Origin of the sequence: Agromyces marinus (assembly GCF_021442325.1) — a bacterium.
GTDB classification, from domain to species: domain Bacteria; phylum Actinomycetota; class Actinomycetes; order Actinomycetales; family Microbacteriaceae; genus Agromyces; species Agromyces marinus.
On the sequence record NZ_CP087879.1, the window covers coordinates 1,674,467 to 1,695,043 of the forward strand.

At 69.9% G+C, this 20,577-nt stretch carries 20 protein-coding genes; 9 read left to right on the forward strand and 11 right to left on the reverse strand.

What is annotated here, in order from left to right:
- Positions 1–143: 143 nt before the first annotated feature.
- The 3 genes from valS to DSM26151_RS07860 are packed head-to-tail and all read left to right on the forward strand — an operon-like array spanning position 144 to position 3,402.
- A complete protein-coding gene (gene valS / locus DSM26151_RS07850) occupies positions 144–2,738 on the forward strand; it encodes a valine--tRNA ligase (protein ID WP_234659028.1) in 2,595 nt (864 codons plus the stop codon).
- Positions 2,735–3,181 carry a GNAT family N-acetyltransferase gene (locus DSM26151_RS07855; protein WP_234659029.1) on the forward strand — a complete coding sequence of 149 codons (447 nt, stop codon included), beginning with the start codon at positions 2,735–2,737 and terminating at the stop codon, positions 3,179–3,181. Before valS ends, DSM26151_RS07855 begins: the two co-directional genes overlap by 4 nt.
- On the forward strand, positions 3,181–3,402 hold the full coding sequence (locus DSM26151_RS07860; RefSeq protein ID WP_234659030.1) for a hypothetical protein: 222 nt from the start codon (positions 3,181–3,183) through the stop codon (positions 3,400–3,402). Before DSM26151_RS07855 ends, DSM26151_RS07860 begins: the two co-directional genes overlap by 1 nt.
- An 89-nt stretch (positions 3,403–3,491) precedes the next feature.
- Here DSM26151_RS07860 and DSM26151_RS07865 read toward each other — a convergent pair whose 3' ends face one another.
- The 5 genes from DSM26151_RS07865 to sufB form a co-directional block, all read right to left on the reverse strand.
- Complete coding sequence (locus DSM26151_RS07865; protein WP_234659031.1) at positions 3,492–3,821, reverse strand: metal-sulfur cluster assembly factor; 330 nt, start codon at positions 3,819–3,821, stop codon at positions 3,492–3,494.
- A gap of 20 nt (positions 3,822–3,841) precedes the next feature.
- Positions 3,842–4,609, reverse strand: coding sequence for a Fe-S cluster assembly ATPase SufC (gene sufC / locus DSM26151_RS07870; RefSeq protein ID WP_234659032.1), 768 nt, complete (start codon positions 4,607–4,609; stop codon positions 3,842–3,844).
- Between the two features lie 66 nt (positions 4,610–4,675).
- On the reverse strand, positions 4,676–5,002 hold the full coding sequence (locus DSM26151_RS07875; RefSeq protein ID WP_234659033.1) for a non-heme iron oxygenase ferredoxin subunit: 327 nt from the start codon (positions 5,000–5,002) through the stop codon (positions 4,676–4,678).
- A 1-nt stretch (position 5,003) separates the two neighbouring features.
- Entirely contained in the window at positions 5,004–6,173 is a 1,170-nt protein-coding gene (gene sufD, locus DSM26151_RS07880; protein WP_234659034.1) for a Fe-S cluster assembly protein SufD, read from the reverse strand.
- Positions 6,174–6,188: 15 nt separating this feature from the next.
- A complete protein-coding gene (sufB, locus tag DSM26151_RS07885) occupies positions 6,189–7,607 on the reverse strand; it encodes a Fe-S cluster assembly protein SufB (RefSeq protein WP_234659035.1) in 1,419 nt (472 codons plus the stop codon).
- A gap of 240 nt (positions 7,608–7,847) precedes the next feature.
- Here sufB and DSM26151_RS07890 point away from each other — a divergent pair, with 240 nt between their 5' ends.
- The gene (locus DSM26151_RS07890; RefSeq protein ID WP_234659036.1) at positions 7,848–8,786 is read left to right on the forward strand and encodes a COX15/CtaA family protein; all 939 of its coding nucleotides are present in this window, start codon (positions 7,848–7,850) and stop codon (positions 8,784–8,786) included.
- Positions 8,787–8,819: 33 nt separating this feature from the next.
- Here the strand turns inward: DSM26151_RS07890 and DSM26151_RS07895 are convergent, their stop codons facing one another.
- Complete coding sequence (locus DSM26151_RS07895) at positions 8,820–9,740, reverse strand: heme o synthase (RefSeq protein WP_234659037.1); 921 nt, start codon at positions 9,738–9,740, stop codon at positions 8,820–8,822.
- A gap of 285 nt (positions 9,741–10,025) precedes the next feature.
- Between DSM26151_RS07895 and tkt the strand changes: the two genes are divergently transcribed.
- The 5 genes from tkt (at position 10,026) to pgl (ending at position 16,599) form a co-directional block, all read left to right on the forward strand.
- A complete protein-coding gene (gene tkt / locus DSM26151_RS07900) occupies positions 10,026–12,122 on the forward strand; it encodes a transketolase (protein WP_234659038.1) in 2,097 nt (698 codons plus the stop codon).
- 22 nt (positions 12,123–12,144) lie between these two features.
- Positions 12,145–13,254: a transaldolase gene (gene tal / locus DSM26151_RS07905; RefSeq protein ID WP_234659039.1), complete on the forward strand. Its 1,110-nt coding sequence runs from the start codon at positions 12,145–12,147 to the stop codon at positions 13,252–13,254.
- A gap of 71 nt (positions 13,255–13,325) precedes the next feature.
- Positions 13,326–14,867, forward strand: a complete 1,542-nt coding sequence (zwf, locus tag DSM26151_RS07910; protein WP_234659040.1) for a glucose-6-phosphate dehydrogenase — start codon at positions 13,326–13,328, stop codon at positions 14,865–14,867.
- The gene (locus DSM26151_RS07915; protein ID WP_234659041.1) at positions 14,864–15,832 is read left to right on the forward strand and encodes a glucose-6-phosphate dehydrogenase assembly protein OpcA; all 969 of its coding nucleotides are present in this window, start codon (positions 14,864–14,866) and stop codon (positions 15,830–15,832) included. The genes zwf and DSM26151_RS07915 overlap by 4 nt, the downstream gene beginning before the upstream one ends.
- Positions 15,829–16,599 (forward strand): 6-phosphogluconolactonase, encoded by a 771-nt coding sequence (gene pgl / locus DSM26151_RS07920; protein ID WP_234659042.1) that lies wholly within the window; start codon positions 15,829–15,831, stop codon positions 16,597–16,599. The genes DSM26151_RS07915 and pgl overlap by 4 nt, the downstream gene beginning before the upstream one ends.
- Positions 16,600–16,686: 87 nt before the next feature.
- Here the strand turns inward: pgl and DSM26151_RS07925 are convergent, their stop codons facing one another.
- The 5 genes from DSM26151_RS07925 to gap form a co-directional block, all read right to left on the reverse strand.
- The gene (locus DSM26151_RS07925) at positions 16,687–17,001 is read right to left on the reverse strand and encodes an RNA polymerase-binding protein RbpA (RefSeq protein ID WP_407651038.1); all 315 of its coding nucleotides are present in this window, start codon (positions 16,999–17,001) and stop codon (positions 16,687–16,689) included.
- A gap of 67 nt (positions 17,002–17,068) precedes the next feature.
- Positions 17,069–17,320, reverse strand: coding sequence for a preprotein translocase subunit SecG (secG, locus tag DSM26151_RS07930; protein WP_234659044.1), 252 nt, complete (start codon positions 17,318–17,320; stop codon positions 17,069–17,071).
- Between the two features lie 123 nt (positions 17,321–17,443).
- Entirely contained in the window at positions 17,444–18,232 is a 789-nt protein-coding gene (gene tpiA / locus DSM26151_RS07935) for a triose-phosphate isomerase (protein ID WP_234659045.1), read from the reverse strand.
- Entirely contained in the window at positions 18,223–19,437 is a 1,215-nt protein-coding gene (locus DSM26151_RS07940) for a phosphoglycerate kinase (RefSeq protein ID WP_234659046.1), read from the reverse strand. Before DSM26151_RS07940 ends, tpiA begins: the two co-directional genes overlap by 10 nt.
- 58 nt (positions 19,438–19,495) lie before the next feature.
- Positions 19,496–20,500, reverse strand: coding sequence for a type I glyceraldehyde-3-phosphate dehydrogenase (gap, locus tag DSM26151_RS07945; RefSeq protein WP_234659047.1), 1,005 nt, complete (start codon positions 20,498–20,500; stop codon positions 19,496–19,498).
- Positions 20,501–20,577: the final 77 nt, after the last annotated feature.

The following is a 20,577-nucleotide window of genomic DNA, read 5'->3' on the forward strand; positions in this document are numbered from 1 at the left end:
CATCCGCTCTCGGGCATCGGGGCCGCCGCAGCGGTCACGATCCGGCCGGTGAGGATGGAATCCGCGGTCTGGCGGTACGCTGGACTGTCTCATATTCAGGCACCCCAACGGACTCGGTGCCGCACATACCGAACCGGAGCATCATGACCGACACCGCGCGCATTCCCGACAAGCCGGCACTCGAGGGCCTCGAGACCAAGTGGGGCGGCGTCTGGGAGACCGAGGGCACCTACCGGTTCCAGCGCGAGGGCGCGACCCGCGAGGCGATCTACTCGATCGACACCCCGCCGCCGACCGCCTCCGGTTCCCTCCACATCGGCCACGTCTTCTCGTACACGCACACCGACGTCGTCGCGCGCTTCCAGCGCATGCGGGGCAAGTGCGTCTTCTACCCGATGGGCTGGGACGACAACGGGCTGCCCACCGAGCGTCGCGTGCAGAACTACTACGGCGTGCGCTGCGACCCGACCCTGCCCTACGAGCCCGACTTCACCCCGCCGTTCGAGGGCGGCGAGGGCAAGAGCATCAAGGCCGCCGACCAGAAGCCGATCAGCCGCCGCAACTTCATCGAACTGTGCGAGCGCCTCACCGTCGAGGACGAGCAGCAGTTCGAGGCGCTCTGGCGCCAGCTCGGCCTGTCGGTCGACTGGACGCAGACCTACCGCACGATCGCCGACGAGGCGCTGTTCACCTCGCAGCTCGCATTCGTGCGCAACGTGGAGCGGGGCGAGGCGTACCAGGCGCTCGCACCGACCCTGTGGGACGTCACCTTCCGCACCGCGGTCGCGCAGGCCGAGCTCGAGGACCGCGAGCAGCCCGGCCACTACCACCGGATCGCGTTCGCGCGCCCCGACGGCGGCCACGTCGAGATCGAGACGAGCCGGCCCGAGCTGATTCCGGCGTGCGTGGCACTCGTGGCGCACCCCGACGACGAGCGCTACCAGCCGCTCTTCGGCACGACCGTGACCACTCCCGTGTTCGGCGTCGAGGTGCCCGTCGTGGCGCACCACCTCGCGCAGAAGGACAAGGGCACCGGCATCGCGATGATCTGCACCTTCGGCGACGTGACCGACGTCGTCTGGTGGCGCGAACTCGACCTGCCCAACCGCGCGATCATCGGCTTCGACGGCCGCGTCATCGCCGACGCGCCCGACGCGATCAGCTCCGAGGCCGGCCGCGAGGCGTACGCGAAGCTCGCCGGCAAGACGGCCTTCTCGGCCAAGCAGGCGGTGGTCGAGCTCCTCCGCGAGTCCGGCGACCTCCTCGCCGACCCGAAGGCGATCACGCACCCCGTGAAGTTCTTCGAGAAGGGCGACCGCCCGCTCGAGATCGTCTCGACCCGCCAGTGGTACATCGTGAACGGTGCGCGCGACGCGGCGCTCAAGGAGCGCCTGCTCGAGCGCGGCCGCCAGATCGGCTGGCACCCCGACTTCATGCGCGTGCGCTACGAGAACTGGGTCGGCGGGCTGTCGGGCGACTGGCTCGTCTCGCGCCAGCGGTTCTTCGGCGTGCCGATCCCGGTCTGGTACCCGATCGACGCCGCCGGCGATCCGGTCTTTGACGAGCCCATCGTCGCCACGCTCGACATGCTGCCCGTCGACCCATCCTCGACCGCGGCACCCGGGTACGACGAGTCGCAGCGCGGGCAGGCGGGCGGCTTCGTCGGCGAGCACGACGTGATGGACACCTGGGCGACCTCGTCGCTCACGCCGCAGCTCGCGGGCGGCTGGGAGCGCGACCCCGAGCTGTACGACCTCGTCTTCCCGTACTCGCTGCGCCCGCAGGGCCAGGACATCATCCGCACGTGGCTGTTCTCCACGGCGCTCCGCGCCGAGCTCGAGCACGGCGTCGCCCCATGGTCGAACGCGGCCATCTCGGGCTTCATCGTCGACCCCGACCGCAAGAAGATGTCGAAGTCGAAGGGCAACGTCGTGACGCCCGCCGGGCTCCTCGACCAGCACGGCGCCGACGCCGTACGCTACTGGGCGGCATCCTCGCGCCTCGGCACCGACGCGGCCTTCGACCCGCAGAACCCGACCCAGGTCAAGATCGGCCGTCGTCTCGCGATCAAGGTCCTGAACGCCGCGAAGTTCATCCTCGGCTTCGAGGGTGCGGCGGATGCCCCGGTGACCGTGCCCGTCGATCGCAGCATGCTGGCCGGGCTCGCGACCGTCGTCGAGCAGGCGACGCGCGCGCTCGAGTCGTACGACCACGCGCGGGCCCTCGAGGTGTCCGAGACGTTCTTCTGGACGTTCTGCGACGACTACCTCGAGCTGGTCAAGGAGCGCGCCTACGGCAAGGCGAGCCCCGAACAGGCCTCGGCCGTCGCCGCGCTGAAGACCGCGCTCAGCGTCATCCTGCGCCTCTTCGCGCCCGTGATCCCGTACGCCGCCGAGGAGGCGTGGAGCTGGTCGAACGACGCATCGGTGCACGTGGCCGCATGGCCCGCCGTCGACGAGCTCGCCGCACGCGGCGAGGCCGGCGTCGAACTGCTCGAGCTCGCGAGCCTCGCGCTCACCGGCATCCGTCGCGCGAAGACCGATGCGAAGGCCTCGCAGAAGACGCCGGTCGCCAGCGCCGTGATCGCGGCGCCCGAAGCCGCGGCGAACCTCCTCGCATCAGCAGAGGCGGACCTGCGCGCGGTCGGGCGGATCGCGGACCTCCGGTTCGAGCCCGGCGACGAGCTTGCGGTGCGCGACGTCGTGCTGGAGAGTGTGCCCGAGGAGGCCCGATCGTGAACGTGACCGTGCGCGAGGCCGCAGAGGGCGACTTCTTCGGCTGGCTCCCCCTGTTCGAGACGCACTGCGCGAACCGCGGCGGACGACTCGACGACGCCAAGGCGCTGATCGTGTGGAGCTGGGCTCAGGATCCGGCGCACGCACTGCGCGCCGGACTCGCGGTCGACGGGGCCGGTGCGCCGGTCGGACTGGTGCACTTCCATGTCGAGCCGCGCACCATCGACGCGAGCATCGCGCTCGTGATCGACGACCTGTACGTGCAGGAGGGCGCGCAGGGCACCGGTGTCGAAGACCTCCTGCTCGCCTACGTGCGCGAGTCCGCGACGGGCGCGCACGCGACGCGCATCGTGTGGTCGCACGCGCCCGACGAGGCGGACGCGCTCAGCAGCGCCGAGGCGGGGGCACGGCGACGTGACGCGGTCGTCTTCGAGGCGGACCTCTGATGCAACTCGGCACGAGATGGCCCTTCGGCACGCAGCCGCCCCGTTCGGTGCCGATGCAGATCAGGCCGGGCATCGCCGCGGCCGAGGCCGACACGGTCGACGGCGCAGGCCGCACCTGGACGCTCACCTGGCTCGAAGGCCGCCCGATCGCGGAGCTGGACGACGGCACGACCGTGACGGTCGAACCCTCACCCGGCGCCGACGCGGACGACGACTGGTGAGCCCGGCGTCGCACTCGGACTGAGCACCGCACCCGGATGCGCCGATGGGAGGCTCCGGCGGAGCCTCCCATCGTGCGTTCGTCAGGGGATCAGATCGCGAAGCCGAGCGCGCGCATCATGTCGCGCCCGTCGTCGGTGATCCGTTCGGGACCCCACGGCGGCATCCAGACCCAGTTGATGCGGAACCGCTCGACGGTGCCGTCGAGTGCCTCGGCGGTCTGCTCTTCGATCACGTCGGTGAGCGGGCAGCCGGCGCTCGTGAGGGTCATGTTGACCACCAGCGCATCGTTCTCGTCGTCCCAGTTCAGGTCATAGATGAGTCCGAGGTCGACGATGTTGACCCCGAGCTCGGGGTCGACGACGTCCTTCAGCGCTTCGCTGATCTCGTCGAAGCGCTCGGGTGCGAGGGAGCTGACCATGTCTACCAGCCTACGCCCGTCTACTGCGTCGCCGACTCGGCGACGTGGTAGCGGTCGTAGCCCTCCTCCTCGAGGCGATCCGCGAGCTCGGGCCCGCCCTGCTCGGCGATCTTGCCCGCGACGAACACGTGCACGAAGTCGGGCTTGATGTAGCGGAGGATGCGCGTGTAGTGGGTGATCAGCAGGATGCCGAGGTCGGTGTTGGCGTGCGCGCGGTTGACCCCCTCCGAGACCACCTTGAGCGCGTCGACGTCGAGGCCGGAGTCGGTCTCGTCGAGCACGGCGAACTTGGGCTTGAGCAGCTCGAGCTGGAGGATCTCGTTGCGCTTCTTCTCGCCGCCCGAGAAGCCCTCGTTGACGTTGCGCTCCGCGAACGCCGAGTCCATGCGCAGGTTCGACATCGACTCGCGGACGTCCTTCACCCAGCCCCGGATCGAGGGCGCCTCGCCGTCGATCGCGGTCTTCGCGGTGCGGAGGAAGTTCGTGACCGTCACGCCGGGGATCTCGACCGGGTACTGCATGGCGAGGAACATGCCGGCGCGGGCACGCTCGTCGACCGACATCTCGAGGACGTTCTCGCCGTCGAGGAGGATCTCGCCCTCGACGACGGTGTACTTCGGGTGGCCGGCGATCGTATAGGCGAGCGTGGACTTGCCGGAGCCGTTCGGCCCCATGATGGCGTGGATCTCGCCCTTGCGGATGGTCAGGTCGACGCCGCGGAGGATCTCGCGGGTGCCCTGGTCGGTCTCGACGTTGACGTGCAGGTTCTTGATCTCGAGCACGGACATGGTGATCAGGTGGTCTCTTTCGTCGTTCGGCCCGCAGGCGGGCCTGAGGTCAGGTGAAATCGGGGGTCAGACGGCGATCGTCACGGCGGGGTCGATGAACACTCCCCCGTCGACGATCTCGATCGCGTAGACCGGGACTGGTTCGTAGGCGGGAAGCGTGAGCGGCTTGCCCGTCGTCAGGGAGAACTTGGACCCGTGGGCCCAGCACTCGAGCGTGTCGTCCTCGACGAATCCCTCGGAGAGGGAGATGTCGCCGTGCGTGCAGGTGTCGCCGATCGCGAAGATCTCTCCGGCCGCGTCCTTGACGACGGCGATGGGCACGCCGTCGAGCACGACCTTGCGGGCCTCGTTGACGGCGAGGTCGTCGACCCCGAACACGCGCGTGGATGCCACGTCAGCTCCCCTGGAGTTCTGCTTCGAGCGCCAGCGCGAGGCGCCCCTCGAGTTCGGCGTCGCCGATCTGCTGGACGATCTCCGCGAGGAAGCCGTGGACGACGAGCCGTCGGGCCTCGTCCTCCGGGATGCCGCGGGCCTGGAGGTAGAACAGCTGCTCGTCGTCGAAGCGGCCCGTCGCCGAGGCGTGGCCAGCTCCCTCGATGTCGCCGGTCTCGATCTCGAGGTTCGGGACCGAGTCCGCTCGCGTCCCGTCGGTGAGGACGAGGTTCCGGTTCTGCTCGTAGCTGTCGGTGCCGGTCGCCGCGTTGCCGATGAGCACGTCGCCGATCCAGACGCTGCGCGCACCCTCGCCCTGGAGCGCGCCCTTGTAGGTCACGCGGGAGCGGGTGTGCGGGGCGTCGTGGTGCACGAAGACCTGCTGCTCGAGGTGCTGCCCGGCGTCGGAGAAGTACATGCCGTACGCCTCGATGTCGCCGCCCTGCTCGGCCAGGTGCGTCGACGGGTTGACCCGGACGACCTTCCCGCCGAGCGAGACGACGATGTGCTTGAGCTTGGCGTCGCGGCCGATGCGCGCGAAGTGGCTCGCGAGGTGGACCGACTCGTCGGACCACTCCTGCAGCGAGACGACGGTGAGGTTTGCGCCCTCGCCGACGACGATCTCGACGTTCTCGGTCAGCCGGGCGTCGCCCGTGCCGCGCAGGACGACCATTCCGCGGCTGTTCGGGGCGGCCTCGATGACGGTGTGTGCGCCACGGGGCGCGACGCCGACCGCGGGCCGGGTGATCGTGACGGTCTTGGCCTCCTCGCCGGCGACCTCGACGAGCAGCGCCTCGTCGAATGCCGACCAGGCCGCTGCCGACGCGCGATCCTCCGGCGTGCCGGCGCGCCCGATGCGGGCGTCGTCGCGCGGGATCCAGGTGGTGGCGACGCCGTCGGCCGAGGTCTGCTCGACCGCGACGCGCGAGCCGTCGAGCTCACCCGAGGTGAGGTCGGCGAACGCCGCGACCGGGGAGTACTTCCACTCGTGCTCGCGGCCCGTGATCGGCGCGAACTCGGAGACATCCGTCGAACGGAATCGCTCGGAGCGCGTCTGGACCGGGACGACGGAGCCGTCGGAGTGGGGGCGGAATCCGTGCTGGTCCGCGGTGGGCATGGCGGTGCTCTGCATCGTCGTGCTCATAGGTCAGCCGACCGATCCTTCCATGCCCATCTCGATGAGCTTGTTGAGTTCCATGGCGTACTCCATCGGGAGTTCGCGCGCGATCGGCTCGATGAAGCCGCGCACGATCATCGCCATCGCCTCGTCCTCCTCGATGCCGCGCGACATGAGGTAGAAGAGCTGCTCCTCGCTGACCTTCGAGACGGTCGCCTCGTGACCGAGGTGCACGTCGTCGACCCGGATGTCGATCGCCGGGTACGTGTCGGAACGGGAGATCGTGTCTACCAGCAACGCGTCGCAGCGGACGGTGTTGGCCGAGTGGTGCGCGTTCGCGTCGACGCGGATCTCGCCGCGGTACCCGGCTCGGCCGCCGCCTCGGGCGATCGACTTCGAGACGATCGACGACTGCGTGTACGGCGCCATGTGGATCATCTTCGCGCCGGCGTCCTGGTGCTGGCCGGGGCCTGCGAAGGCGACGGAGAGGGTCTCGCCCTTGGCGTGCTCGCCCATGAGGAAGATGGACGGGTACTTCATCGTGACCTTGGACCCGATGTTGCCGTCGATCCACTCCATGGTGGCGCCCTCGTGGGCGACGGCGCGCTTGGTGACGAGGTTGTAGACGTTGTTCGACCAGTTCTGGATCGTCGTGTACCGCACGCGGGCGTTCTTCTTCACGATGATCTCGACGACGGCCGAGTGCAGCGAGTCGGACTTGTAGATCGGGGCGGTGCAGCCCTCGATGTAGTGCACGTAGCTGTCTTCGTCGGCGATGATCAGGGTCCGCTCGAACTGGCCCATGTTCTCGGTGTTGATCCGGAAGTACGCCTGCAGCGGGATCTCGACGTGCACGCCCTTCGGGACGTAGACGAACGATCCGCCCGACCAGACGGCCGTGTTGAGCGCGGCGAACTTGTTGTCGCCGGCCGGGATGACGGTGCCGAAGTACTCCTCGAAGATCTCGGGGTGCTCCTTGAGCGCCGTGTCGGTGTCGAGGAAGATGACGCCCTGCTCCTCCAGGTCCTCGCGGATCTGGTGGTACACGACTTCGGACTCGTACTGCGCGGCGACCCCGGCGACGAGGCGCTGGCGCTCGGCCTCGGGGATGCCGAGGCGCTCGTAGGTGTTGCGGATGTCCTCGGGGAGGTCCTCCCAGGTCTGCGCCTGCTTCTCGGTGGACCGGACGAAGTACTTGATGTTCTCGAAGTCGATCTCCGACAGGTCGGCGCCCCACGAGGGCATCGGCTTGCGGTCGAACAGCTGGAGCGCGCGAAGGCGACGCTGCAGCATCCACTCGGGTTCGCTCTTCAGCTGCGAGATGTCCGCCACCACTTGGGGTGACAGGCCGCGGCGAGCGGATGCTCCGGCCACGTCGGAGTCGGCCCAGCCGAACTCGTACGTGCCGAGCCCTTCCAACTCGGGGCGGTCGATCAGTACGTCCGTCATGCTCTCCCTCTTCTCCTCCCGGCACCGGCTATCAGGCCGGCCCACCCCCGCCGCCCGGTCGAGGTGCCGCTCGGGAAGGGTGATGTGCGGGTGGCTACGTCGCGAACCTACAATGTCTGATGCGCCGCCGCAGACTGCGCGCGGAACCGCATCAACCCATCAAGTCTACAGGGTCGACCGGCGCGAGGGCCCGGACTCCCAGTGCCCTCCCACCGGCGATCCGGATCAGGAACGACGAGCGTGAACCGCCTCATCGCGTGGCTGCCCGACCGAATCGACCGCCGGGTGCGCATCGCCGCCTGGGTGTCCTTCGTCCTCAACGTCGTCATCATCGGCACGGGCGGGGCCGTCCGCCTCACCGGCTCCGGACTCGGCTGCAGCGACTGGCCGGTCTGCGTGCCGGGATCGCTCGTCCCGACGCCCGAGATGGGCATCCACGGCGTGATCGAGTTCGGCAATCGCACGATCAGCGGCCCCGTGCTGCTGGCCGCGATCGCGGTGGTGCTGTTCGTGTGGCGCATCCGGCGCGAGCGCCGGGACCTGTTCGTGCCCGCCGTCCTCGTACTGGTGCTGGTGATCGTCCAGGCGCTCGTCGGGGCGTTCGTCGTGTGGCAGGAGCTCGCGGCGACCCTGGTCGGCTTCCACTACACCGTGTCGGTCGTGATCGTCTGCATCACGGCCGCGTTCCTCGCGCGCATGGTCGAACCCGCCGGAGCCCGCGAGCTCGCGGTTCCGAGGGCGTTCGCGGTCCTGACCCGGATCACCGGAGTCGTCCTGGCCGTCACCGTCGTCGTCGGCGTCATGACGACGGCGTCCGGTCCGCACTCCGGCGACGCGAACGTGGTCCGGACCGGGGTCGACGCGGAACTGCTCGCGCACGTCCACGCATGGCCCGGGTACGTGCTCGCGGCCCTGCTCGCGACGCTCGTGGGCTGGGCCGCCCTGAAGCGACTGCGTCCGCTGCGCTGGCTGCTCGCGCTGCTCGCGGTGACGCTCGTGCAGGTCGCCGTGGGCGTCTACCAGGCCCGCAGCGGCCTCCCGCCGCTCGCGGTCGGCGTGCACATGATCCTCGCGGCCCTCGCGGCCGCGACCATGACCGTCGTCGTCCTGCGAATCAAGCGGCCCGTGACGACGGATGCCGCGCCCGACGCCGCGGCAGCGGCGGCATCCGCTCGCTGACGCCCGACCCGCCGGAACGTCGGCGGGCGCCGGTCAGAACGGCAGCAGCGGGTCGATGCCGACGGCGAGGAAGACCAGCGACAGGTACACGATCGAGCCGTGGAACACGCGCATGGGCGAGACCTCGACGCCCCGGACGGCCAGCGCGTACAGCTTGTGGCATTCGATGATGAACCAGGCGCCCGAGACGAGCGCGACGCTCGAGTACAGCAGCCCCATGTTCGCGATCGGAATGAGCAGGAGGGTCGCCGCGACCGTCGCCCACGCGTAGAGGATGACCTGCAGGCCGACCTGGGCACGACCCTGCACGACCGCGAGCATCGGCACTCCGGCGGCCGCGTAGTCCTCGCGGTACTTCATCGAAAGCGGCCAGTAGTGGGGCGGCGTCCAGAGGAAGATGATCAGGAACAGGATGAACGGGGCCCAGTCGAGGCTCTCCGTGACCGCGGCCCAGCCGATGAGGACGGGCATGCAGCCGGCGATGCCGCCCCAGACGATGTTCTGGGCGGTGCGGCGCTTGAGGATCAGGCTGTAGAAGACGACGTAGAGCAGGATCGCGGCCAGCGAGAGCAGTGCGGCGAGCCAGTTCGTGAACACCCAGAGCCAGGCGATGGATGCCGCGCCGAGCGCCCATGCGAACACGAGCGCCTCGCGGTCGGTGAGTTCGCCGGTCACGAGCGGGCGACCCTTCGTGCGCTGCATGACCCGGTCGATGTCGCGATCGATGTAGCAGTTGAACGCGCCCGCGGAGCCCGCGCTCATCGCCCCGCCGACGAGCGTCGCGACGATCAGCCAGAGGCTCGGCAGCCCGTCGGCGGCGAGGATCATCGTGGGCGCGGTGACCACGAGCAGCAACTCGATCACCCGGGGCTTGGTGAGGGCGATGTACGCCGAGAGCTTCCGGCGTACGCCGGTCGTCGCTCGAGCGTCACGGATGGTCGGCGCGGCCTGCATTCTTCCCTCTTCCGGGCGCACGCCGACGGTGCGGTGGCGCGCGCATCCGCATCGATTCTAGGGCATCGACCGAGCGATCCCGGTTCGCGTCAAGGCCCGTCACGGACTCCGCCCCACTCCATATACTGAGGTCAGCGCGCCCGGTGCGCTGATTCGACGTGCAACTCCACCTGACGCATGTTCGGAGCGGTCCCGGGCTCCACCGCGCCGTCGCGTTTCCCGGCGGGTCGGAGGGCCGAATGGAGTGGCCCCGGACGCCGTCACTACCGGAAGGAACAGCAACCCGTGGCATCTCTGCACTGGGACCCCATCGACGACCGCGCGGTCGACACCGCGCGCGTGCTCGCCGCCGACGCCGTGGAGAAGGTCGGCAACGGCCACCCCGGCACCGCGATGAGCCTCGCGCCCGTCGCCTATCTCCTGTACCAGAAGGTCATGCGCCGCGACCCCGCGGACCACGACTGGCTCGGCCGGGACCGATTCATCCTCTCGGCGGGCCACAGCTCGCTCACCCAGTACGTCCAGCTCTACCTGGCCGGCGACGGGCTCGAGCTCGACGACCTGAAGTCGCTGCGCACGTGGGGTTCGAAGACCCCCGGGCACCCCGAGTACGGGCACACCGCCGGCGTCGAGATCACGACCGGACCGCTCGGCCAGGGCCTCGCCTCGGCCGTGGGATTCGCCTACGCGGCACGATACGAGCGCGGGCTCTTCGACCCCGAGGCCCCGGCGGGCGAGAGCCCCTTCGATCACTTCGTGTACGTCATCGCGAGCGACGGCGACCTTCAGGAGGGCGTCACGAGCGAGGCCTCCTCGCTCGCGGGCCACCAGCAGCTCGGCAACCTCGTCGTCATCTACGACTCGAACCAGATCTCGATCGAGGACGACACCGACATCGCCTTCACCGAGGACGTCGCCGCGCGCTACGAGGCCTACGGATGGCACGTGCAGACGGTCGACTGGAAGAAGTCCGGCGAGTACGTGGAAGACGTCGCCGAGCTGAACGACGCCGTCGTCGCCGCGAAGGCGGAGACCGGCAAGCCGTCGATCATCATCCTCAGGACGATCATCGGCTGGCCGGCGCCCAAGAAGCAGAACACGGGCAAGATCCACGGTTCCGCACTCGGCGCAGACGAACTCGCCGCCACGAAGGAGGTGCTCGGCTTCGACCCCGAGCAGCACTTCGTCGTCGCGGATGACGTGATCTCGCACACCCGCGACAACGCACGCGGACGCGCCGGCGAGGCGCGCCGCGCCTGGGATGCCGCGTACGACGCATGGGCGAGCGCGAACCCGGAGCGCAAGGCGCTGCTGGACCGGCTCGAGGCGGGCGAACTGCCCGAGGGGATCGAGTCCGCACTCCCGGTGTTCGACGCCGGCACCGACCTGTCCACGCGAGCGGCGTCCGGCAAGGTCATCAACGCCCTCGCGGCGCACCTGCCCGAGCTCTGGGGCGGATCGGCCGACCTGGCGGAGTCGAACCTCACCACGATCAACGGCGCTGCGTCCTTCATCCCGTCCGAGTGGTCGACGCACGAGTTCTCGGGCGACCGGTACGGACGAGTGCTGCACTTCGGCATCCGCGAGCACGCCATGGGGTCGATCCTCAACGGCATCGTGCTGCACGGCCCGACGCGCGCCTTCGGCGGGACCTTCCTGATCTTCAGCGACTACATGCGCCCGGCCGTCCGACTCGCCGCGCTCATGGAGATCCCGTCGATCTTCGTCTGGACCCACGACTCCGTCGCGCTCGGCGAGGACGGGCCGACCCACCAGCCGATCGAGCAGCTGAGCTCGCTGCGTGCGATCCCCAACCTCTCGGTCGTGCGCCCCGGTGACGCGAACGAGACCGCCTACGCGTGGCTCGAGATCCTGAAGCGACGCGGCGGACCGGCGGGCATCGCCCTGACCCGTCAGAACATCCCGGTGTTCGAACGCGGCGACGGCGAGGCAGCCGGCGACACCCTCGCATCCGCGAGCAACGTCGCGAAGGGCGCCTACGTGCTGGCCGAAGCGCCTTCGGGTGCACCCGAGGTGATCCTCATCGCCACGGGCTCCGAGGTGCAGGTCGCCCTCGCCGCACGCGAGCAGCTCGCGACCGAGGGCATCGGAGCGCGCGTCGTCTCGGCGCCCAGCCTGGAGTGGTTCGAGGAGCAGGATGCCGCGTACCGCGAGTCGGTGCTTCCGGCCTCCGTCACCGCGCGCGTCAGCGTCGAGGCCGGCCTCGCACTGAGCTGGCACCGCTACCTCGGCACCCGCGGCCGCGCCGTGTCGATCGAGCACTTCGGCGCTTCCGCCGACTACAAGACCCTCTTCCGCGAGTTCGGCATCACCCACGAGCACGTCGTCGCCGCCGCGAAGGAATCGCTCGCGTCGAACTGACCGGGCAGAAGGAGACCACATCATGAGCACCTCCCCCACCACCGCCCTCTCCGAAGCGGGCGTCAGCATCTGGCTCGACGACCTCTCGCGCGGACGCATCGTCTCGGGCGACCTGGAGCGCCTCATCGCCGAACGCGATGTCGTGGGCGTCACGACCAACCCGACGATCTTCGCGGGCGCCCTCAGCAACGGCGACGTCTACCGCGAGCAGGTCGCGACGCTCGCCGCCGACGGCGCGGACGTCGACCGCGCGGTCTTCGAGATCACCACCGACGACGTGCGCGACGCGGCCGACCACTTCCGGCCCGTGTTCGACCGGAGCGGCGGGTACGACGGCCGGGTCTCGATCGAGGTCTCCCCCGACCTCGCCCACGACACCGAGGCCACGATCGCCGAGGCGCACCGGCTCTGGGATCGCGTCGACCGTCCGAACGTGATGATCAAGATCCCCGCCACGCGCGAGGGCCTGCCCGCCATCACCGCGGCGATCGCGGCGGGGATCAGCGTCAACGTCACGCTCATCTTCAGCCTCGACCGCTACCGCGAGGTCATCGACGCGTACCTCGCCGGACTCGAGCAGGCGCGCGCCGCCGGCATCGACCTGGCCACGATCCACTCGGTCGCGTCGTTCTTCGTCTCGCGCGTCGACACCGAGATCGACAAGCGGCTCGAGGCGATCGGCACGGCCGAGGCACTCGCGCTGAAGAGCCGCGCCGGCGTCGCGAACGCGCGACTGGCGTACGAGCTCTACCTCCAGGAGTTCGGCGGGGAGCGCGCGAGCGCGCTGCTCGACGCCGGCGCGAACCGCCAGCGCCCGCTGTGGGCCTCGACCGGCGTCAAGGACCCCGCGCTGCCCGACACGCTGTACGTGACCGAACTCGTGGCGAAGGGCGTCGTGAACACGATGCCCGAGAAGACGCTCGAGGCGACCTACGACCACGGCGTCGTCGAGGGCGACACCGTGTCCGGCGCGTTCGCCGAGGCCGGCCGCGTGCTCGACGCGCTCGACGGCGTCGGCGTCGACTACGACGACGTCACGGCGCTCCTCGAGCGCGAGGGCGTGGACAAGTTCGTGGTCTCGTGGGGCGAACTGCTCGAGACCGTGCGCGGCGCGCTCGAGGCGGCCCGGTGAGGATCCGCATCCGCGTGAGCGGCCGATCGGGTGCTGCGGTCCGCCGCGTCATCGACTGATCTGGAGTCCACATGCATCCGGTAGAGATCACCGCGACGCACAACCCGTTGCGGTCGCCGAAGGACTACCGTCTCAACCGCATCGCCGGCCCGTCGAGCCTCATCATCTTCGGCGTGACCGGGGACCTGTCGCGCAAGAAGCTGATGCCCGCCGTGTACGACCTCGCGAACCGCGGGCTCCTGCCGCCGGGGTTCGCGCTCGTCGGCTTCGCGCGCCGCGACTGGGAGGACGAGGACTTCGCCCAGATCGTCCACGACTCGGTCCGGGAGCACGCCCGGACCGAGTTCCGGGAGGACGTCTGGGAGCAGCTCTCGCGCGGCATCCGCTTCATCCAGGGGACCTTCGACGACGACGACGCGTTCGCGCGCCTGCGCGACACGGTCGACACGCTCGACCGCGAGCGCGGGACGATGGGCAACCACGCGTTCTACCTCTCGATCCCGCCGAAGTCCTTCCCTCAGGTGACCGAGCAGCTCAAGCGTTCGGGGCTGACCGAGCAGAAGCCGGGACAGTGGCGACGCGTCGTCATCGAGAAGCCGTTCGGGTCCGACCTGCAGTCGGCGATCGAGCTCAACGACGTGGTCGCGTCGGTCTTCCCACCGGACTCGGTGTTCCGGATCGACCACTACCTCGGCAAGGAGACCGTCCAGAACATCCTGGCGCTCCGGTTCGCGAACCAGCTGTACGAGCCGATCTGGAACGCCAACCACGTCGACCACGTGCAGATCACCATGGCCGAGGACATCGGCGTCGGCGGACGCGCGGGGTACTACGACGGCATCGGCGCGGCGCGCGACGTCATCCAGAACCACCTGCTGCAGTTGTTGGCGCTCACCGCGATGGAGGAACCCATCTCGTTCGACGCGGCCGACCTCCGCGCCGAGAAGGAGAAGATCCTGCGCGCGGTGGAGCTGCCCGACGACCTGTCGACCGCGACGGCCCGCGGGCAGTACTCGGGCGGATGGCAGGGGGGCGAGAAGGTCGTCGGCTTCCTCGACGAGGACGGCATGAACCCCTCGTCGACGACCGAGACGTTCGCCGCGATGAAACTGCTCATCGGCACGCGCAGGTGGGCGGGTGTCCCGTTCTACCTCCGGGCGGGCAAGCGGCTGGGCCGTCGGGTGACGGAGATCGCCGTCGTCTTCAAGCGCGCGCCGCAGCAGGTCTTCGCCGACAGCCAGACCGCCCAGCTCGGGCAGAACGCGCTGGTCATCCGCGTCCAGCCCGACGAGGGCGTGACGATCCGCTTCGGCTCGAAGGTCCCGGGCGCGGGCATGCAGGTGCGCGACGTGACGATGGACTTCGGGTACGGCCACGCCTTCACCGAGGCCAGCCCCGAGGCCTACGAGCGGCTGATCCTCGACGTGCTCCTCGGCGACCCCCCGCTCTTCCCGCGCCAGGAGGAGGTCGAGCTGTCCTGGAAGATCCTCGACCCGATCGAGCGGTACTGGTCGACGCAGGGTCGGCCCGAGCAGTACAAGCCCGGTTCGTGGGGGCCCGCGTGCGCCGACGAACTGCTCGCCCGCGACGGCCGCACCTGGAGGCGCCCATGATCGTCGAACTTCCCGACACGACGACCAGCCACATCTCGAAGTCGCTCGTCAAGATCCGCGAGGAGGGCGGCGCCGTCGCCCTCGGACGCGTGCTGACGCTCATCATCGCCACCTCGCGCGACGGCGAGGAGGAGGCGATCGAGGCCGCCAACGACGCCTCCCGCGAGCACCCCATGCGCGTCATCGTGCTCTCGACCGAGACCGATGAAGCGGATGCCGGTGCGAGCCGTCTCGACGCCGAGATCCGTGTCGGCGGCGACGCGGGCGCGAGCGAGGTCATCATCCTCCGCGCGCGCGGCGATGCCGCCGAAGACGAGCAGAGCCTCGTGATGGGCCTGCTGCTGCCCGATGCCCCGGTGGTCGTCTGGTGGCCGGGGCTCGCCCCGGAGGTGCCCGGCGACTCGCCGCTCGGACGCATCGCGCAGCGCCGGATCACGGACGCCTCCACGCAGCCCGACCCGCAGGCCGCCCTCGACCACCTCGCGGCGAGCTACCGGCCGGGCGACGCGGACTTCGCCTGGACGAGGCTCACGCTCTGGCGCGCGCAGCTCGCGGCCGTGCTCGACCAGCCGCCGTACGAACCCGTCACGGCCGTGCAGGTCACCGGCGCGATCGACTCGCCGTCGACCACGCTGCTCGCCGCGTGGCTGACGATGCAGCTCGGAGCGGCGACCGTGTGCACGCTGACGGGGCTCGAGCAGGGTTCGCACGGCATCCACGGGGTGCATCTCAGCCGAGCACCCGGCACGATCGAGCTCGTCCGCGACGTGCCGGGCGTCGCGACCCTCAGGCAGCCCGAGCAGCCCATCCACGACGTGGCGCTCCCCCGCCGCAGCCTCCGCGACTGCCTCGCCGACGAGCTGCGCCGACTCGACCCCGACGAGCTGTACGGCGAGGTCATCACCCGAGGGCTCCGCCTGTTGGCGGATCAGCGTTCGCACCACCACGAAGGAGCAACCGAATGACCAACGATCGCCGTGTGCTCGTGCACCCCGACAAGGGCGCGCTCGCAGGTTCCGTCGCCGCGAGGTTCATGACGAAGCTGCTCGACCTGCTCGACGCCCAGGAGACGGTGCACGTCGTGCTGACCGGCGGCTCGATGGGGGGCGCGGTGCTCTCCTCCGTCCGCGACTCGCCGGCGCACGCGAGCATCGACTGGTCGCGGGTCCACTTCTGGTGGGGCGACGAGCGGTGGGTTCCCGAGGGGCACGAGGAGCGCAACGACCGTCAGTCGCGCGAGGCGCTCCTGGACTCGCTCGGCCTCGACGCCGGCAACATCCATCCCTTCCCGGCATCCGACTCGGGCCTCACGCTCGACGCTGCGGCCGACGCCTACACCGCGGAGCTCGCACGATACGGCAGCGACGGGCTGCCGTACCCTGTCTTCGACATCGTCTTCCTCGGAGTCGGCCCGGACGGACACATCGCCTCCCTGTTCCCGCACCGTTCGGGGATCCAGGTGGTCGACCGACCCGTCATCGCGGTGCGCGACTCGCCCAAGCCCCCGGCGGAGCGGCTGAGCCTGACGCGGCCCGTCATCAATGCGGCTCAGCGCGTCTGGATGGTGCTCGCGGGTTCCGACAAGGCTTCGGCGCTCGGCCTCGCGCTCGCCGGCGCGAGTCGCGACGAGGTGCCCGTCGCGGGGATCAAGGGCCGTCGGCGCACGGTCTTCTTCGTCGACCGGGATGCCGCGGCAGAGGTGCCCGAGGCGCTCATCGCCCGTGACTACTGAACCACGGGGCAGACGGCCCCGATGCACGACGAAGCGGGCCGCCCCGGAGGGCGGCCCGTTTCATCGTTCGGTGCTCGTCGGGAGCGTTCAGTCCTCGGTCGCCGTGCCCCGACGCGCGCGCAGCTGCTGCAGCGCCTCGTCGAGCAGGGCCTCCGCCTCCTCCTCGGTACGCCGTTCCTTCACGTACGCGAGGTGCGTCTTGTAGGGCTCGGCCTTCGCGACCGCGGGCGGATTCTCCCGATCCCGACCGGCGGGCAGGCCCGTCGACGGGCTGTCGATGACGTCGGGGATCTCCTCGTCCGGGAGACTCGCGGCGAAGTACCGGACCGTCTCGTTCCCCTGGGCGTCCCAGTAGCTCACCGCGACGCGGTCGGCGTGGAAGCCCCGGTCCTGCTCGCCCATCGGGCCCGAACCGACCCGCGATCCGCGGATCGCACTGTTGCCTGAAACCACGTTGCCTTCGCCTCCGTCAGATGCCGGCGTCGAACTTGGTGATGAGCCCGAGCACGACGATGCACGAGACCCACACGAGTCCGAGGATGATCGTGATGCGGTTGAGGTTGCGCTCGGCCACACCCGACGCACCGAGGCTGGAGGTCATGCCGCCGCCGAACATGTCGGACAGACCGCCGCCGCGGCCCTTGTGCAACAGGATCAGGAGGGTGAGCAGGATGCTCGTGAGGCCGAGCAGCACCTGCAGGACGACCTGGAGAATCTCCACGGTGAAACCTTTCCGGGCACGACCGGGGATGTCGTTGCCGCTGAACGAGTATAGCCGTCGCGCCCTCCGGCCCGTGGCGGTGAGGGCCCCGGGCCGGTGGCGCGACGCGCTCGGGCCTGGCGGTCAGGCCCCCACGTGCTTCTTGAACCGGACGATGCTCGAGAACTCGTCGAGGTCGAGGCTCGCGCCGCCGACGAGCGCGCCGTCGACGTCGGGCTCTCGCATGAACGCGGCGATGTTCGCCGCCTTCACGGAGCCGCCGTACAGGATCCGAGTGGCCGCGGCGAGGTCGTCGCCCGCGATCTCGCGGAGCACCTCGCGCAGGGCGCCCGCGACCTGCTGGGCCTGCTCGGGCGTCGCCGCCTGCCCGGAGCCGATCGCCCAGACCGGCTCGTAGGCGACGACGAGCCCCTTGGAGACATCCGCCCCCTCGAGCGCAGCCCGCAGCTGGGCGACCGGGACGGCGCTCGCGCCGTGCTGCTCGAGGTCTTCAGCGGTCTCGCCGACGCAGAGCACCGGCACGAGGCCGTGCCGGTGGGCGGCCGCGACCTTGTCGCGAACGACCTCGTCGGTCTCGGCGTGCATGGTGCGACGTTCCGAGTGGCCGATGATGACGTACGCGCAGTCGAGCCGGGCCAGGAACGCCCCCGAGACCTCCCCCGTGTACGCGCCCGAGTCCTTCGCCGAGAGGTCCTGTGCGCCGTACCTCACGGGCAGGTCGTCGGCGGAGACCAGCGTCTGCACCGACCGCAGGTCGGTGAAGGGCGGGAAGACCGCGACCTCGGCGTCCGCGAAGTCGTGCTTCGCGTCGGAGAGGCTCCACGCGAGCTTCTGCACGAACGCGATCGCCTGCAGGTGGTCGAGGTTCATCTTCCAGTTGCCGGCGATGAACGGGGTGCGGGTCACTGCCATCCGAGGACCTCCAGTCCGGGGAGTTTCTTGCCTTCGAGGAATTCCAGGCTCGCCCCGCCGCCGGTCGAGATGTGACCGAAGGCGGCTTCGTCGAACCCGAGCTGTCGGACCGCGGCCGCCGAGTCGCCGCCGCCGACGACGCTCAGGCCGTCGACGTCGATGAGCGCGGATGCCACGGTGCGGGTCCCGTCGGCGAAGGGTGCGAGCTCGAACACGCCCATGGGCCCGTTCCAGAACACGGTCTTCGCATCGCGGATGCGTGCGGCGAACGCCGCGGCGGTGTCGGGGCCGATGTCGAGGCCCAGGCCGGAGGCTCCGAACGGGGTCTGCTCGATCGCATCCGCCGCGGCGACCACGTGTTCGGCATCGGCCGAGAAGGACGCCGCGACCACGACGTCGGTGGGCAGCACGATGTCGACGCCGCGCTCGGCGGCATCAGCGAGGTAGCGCTCGACGGTGCCGATCTGATCGGCCTCGAGGAGGCTCGATCCGACGGCGTGCCCCTGCGCAGCGAGGAAGGTGAACAGCATCCCGCCCCCGATGAGCAGCGCGTCGACCCGCGGGAGCAGGTGCTCGATGACGCCGAGCTTGTCGGACACCTTCGATCCGCCGAGCACGACCACGTACGGCCGCTCGGGCTTCTCGGTGAGCCGGTCGAGCACCTCGAGCTCGTCGGCGATGAGCAGGCCCGCGGCGCTCGGACGCAGCTGCGCGAGCTCGTAGACGCTCGCCTGCTTCCGGTGGACCACCCCGAAGCCGTCGGAGACGACCGAGTCGGTGAACTCGGCGAGCTGCCCCGCGAACGCTGTGCGCTCGGCCTCGTTCTTGCTCGTCTCCCCCGGGTTGAAGCGGAGGTTCTCGAGGACGAGGATCTCGCCGTCGTCGAGCGCGGCGACCTTGGCGGCGGCATCCGCCCCCACGGTGTCGGTCGCGAACGCGACCGGCACGTCGACGAGCTCGCCCAGCCGCGTCGCGGCCGGCTCGAGGCTGTACTTCGGGTCCGGGGCGCCCTCGGGGCGGCCCAGGTGCGAGATCACGATGACCTTCGCACCCTCGCGGACGAGCCGGGTGAGCGTCGGCACCGACGCGCGCACGCGCCCGTCGTCGGTGATCTCGCCGTCCTTCAGCGGAACGTTCAGGTCGCATCGGACGATGACACGGGTACCGGCGAGCGGGCCCAGGGAATCGATGGTTCTGAGGGTCACGTGGTCTCTCTCACAGGCGTGCGGATTCCCGCACGAGCGGTTGCGTGGCGGTGCGGTTCTAGAGTCGCTCGGCGACGTACGCGGTCAGGTCGACGAGTCGGTTCGAGTAGCCCCACTCGTTGTCGTACCAGGCGGACAGCTTCACCTGGTTTCCGATGACCCGGACGAGGCCCGCGTCGAAGATCGACGAGTGCGGGTCGGTCACGATGTCGCTCGAGACGATCGGGTCCTCGGTGTACTTGAGGATGCCGCGCAGGGGGCCCTCGGCGGCCCGCCGATAGGCGGCCTTGACCTCGTCGACGGTGACCGTGCGCGATGCGGTGACCGTGAGGTCGGTGATGGAGCCCGTGGGGACGGGGACGCGCAGGGCGAAGCCGTCGAGCTTTCCGACGAGCCCGGGGAGCACGAGGCCGATGGCCTTCGCCGCACCCGTCGAGGTCGGCACGATGTTGATCGCCGCGGCCCGCGCACGGCGGAGGTCGCGATGCGGGCCGTCCTGGAGGTTCTGGTCGGCGGTGTACGCGTGGACGGTCGTCATGAGGCCGTGCTCGATGCCGAACTCGTCGTCGAAGACCTTGGCGAGGGGTGCGAGGCAGTTCGTCGTGCACGACGCGTTCGAGATGATGTGGTGGCGCGCGGGATCGTAGGAGTCCTCGTTCACGCCCATCACGAAGGTCGCGTCCTCATCGGTGGCGGGTGCGGAGATGAGCACCTTCTTCGCGCCGGCCTCGAGGTGCTTGCGGGCGTCGGCCGCCTTGGTGAAGAACCCGGTGGACTCGATGACGATGTCGACGCCGAGCTCGCCCCAGGGCAGGTTCGCCGGGTCGCGTTCCGAGAACGCGCGGATCGCACGGCCGTCGACGATGAGGTGCTCGTCGTCGTGCTCCACGCTCGCGTCGAGCCGGCCGGTGACCGAGTCGTAGGTGAGCAGGTGGGCGAGGGTCCTGTTGTCGGTGAGGTCGTTGACGGCGACGATCTCGAGGTCGGCGCCCTGCGCGAGTGCGGCACGGAGGTAGTTGCGGCCGATTCGGCCGAAGCCGTTGATGCCGATCTTGACGGACACTGGATTCTCCCTGTCGTCATGGCGCGAGCGCGCCAACGGGGTGGTGGTGACCGGACGGCGATGTCCCCGGGCGGTGC

Excerpts from the sequence above, each read along its gene's own strand:
- valS (WP_234659028.1), top strand. The coding sequence starts at position 144 with ATGACCGACACCGCGCGCATTCCCGACAAGCCGGCACTCGAGGGCCTC.
- DSM26151_RS07860 (WP_234659030.1), top strand. The coding sequence starts at position 3,181 with ATGCAACTCGGCACGAGATGGCCCTTCGGCACGCAGCCGCCCCGTTCG.
- DSM26151_RS07865 (WP_234659031.1), bottom strand. The coding sequence starts at position 3,821 with ATGGTCAGCTCCCTCGCACCCGAGCGCTTCGACGAGATCAGCGAAGCG.
- sufC (WP_234659032.1), bottom strand. The coding sequence starts at position 4,609 with ATGTCCGTGCTCGAGATCAAGAACCTGCACGTCAACGTCGAGACCGAC.
- sufD (WP_234659034.1), bottom strand. The coding sequence starts at position 6,173 with ATGCAGAGCACCGCCATGCCCACCGCGGACCAGCACGGATTCCGCCCC.
- sufB (WP_234659035.1), bottom strand. The coding sequence starts at position 7,607 with ATGACGGACGTACTGATCGACCGCCCCGAGTTGGAAGGGCTCGGCACG.
- DSM26151_RS07895 (WP_234659037.1), bottom strand. The coding sequence starts at position 9,740 with ATGCAGGCCGCGCCGACCATCCGTGACGCTCGAGCGACGACCGGCGTA.
- tal (WP_234659039.1), top strand. The coding sequence starts at position 12,145 with ATGAGCACCTCCCCCACCACCGCCCTCTCCGAAGCGGGCGTCAGCATC.
- zwf (WP_234659040.1), top strand. The coding sequence starts at position 13,326 with ATGCATCCGGTAGAGATCACCGCGACGCACAACCCGTTGCGGTCGCCG.
- DSM26151_RS07915 (WP_234659041.1), top strand. The coding sequence starts at position 14,864 with ATGATCGTCGAACTTCCCGACACGACGACCAGCCACATCTCGAAGTCG.
- pgl (WP_234659042.1), top strand. The coding sequence starts at position 15,829 with ATGACCAACGATCGCCGTGTGCTCGTGCACCCCGACAAGGGCGCGCTC.
- DSM26151_RS07925 (WP_407651038.1), bottom strand. The coding sequence starts at position 17,001 with ATGGGCGAGCAGGACCGGGGCTTCCACGCCGACCGCGTCGCGGTGAGC.
- tpiA (WP_234659045.1), bottom strand. The coding sequence starts at position 18,232 with ATGGCAGTGACCCGCACCCCGTTCATCGCCGGCAACTGGAAGATGAAC.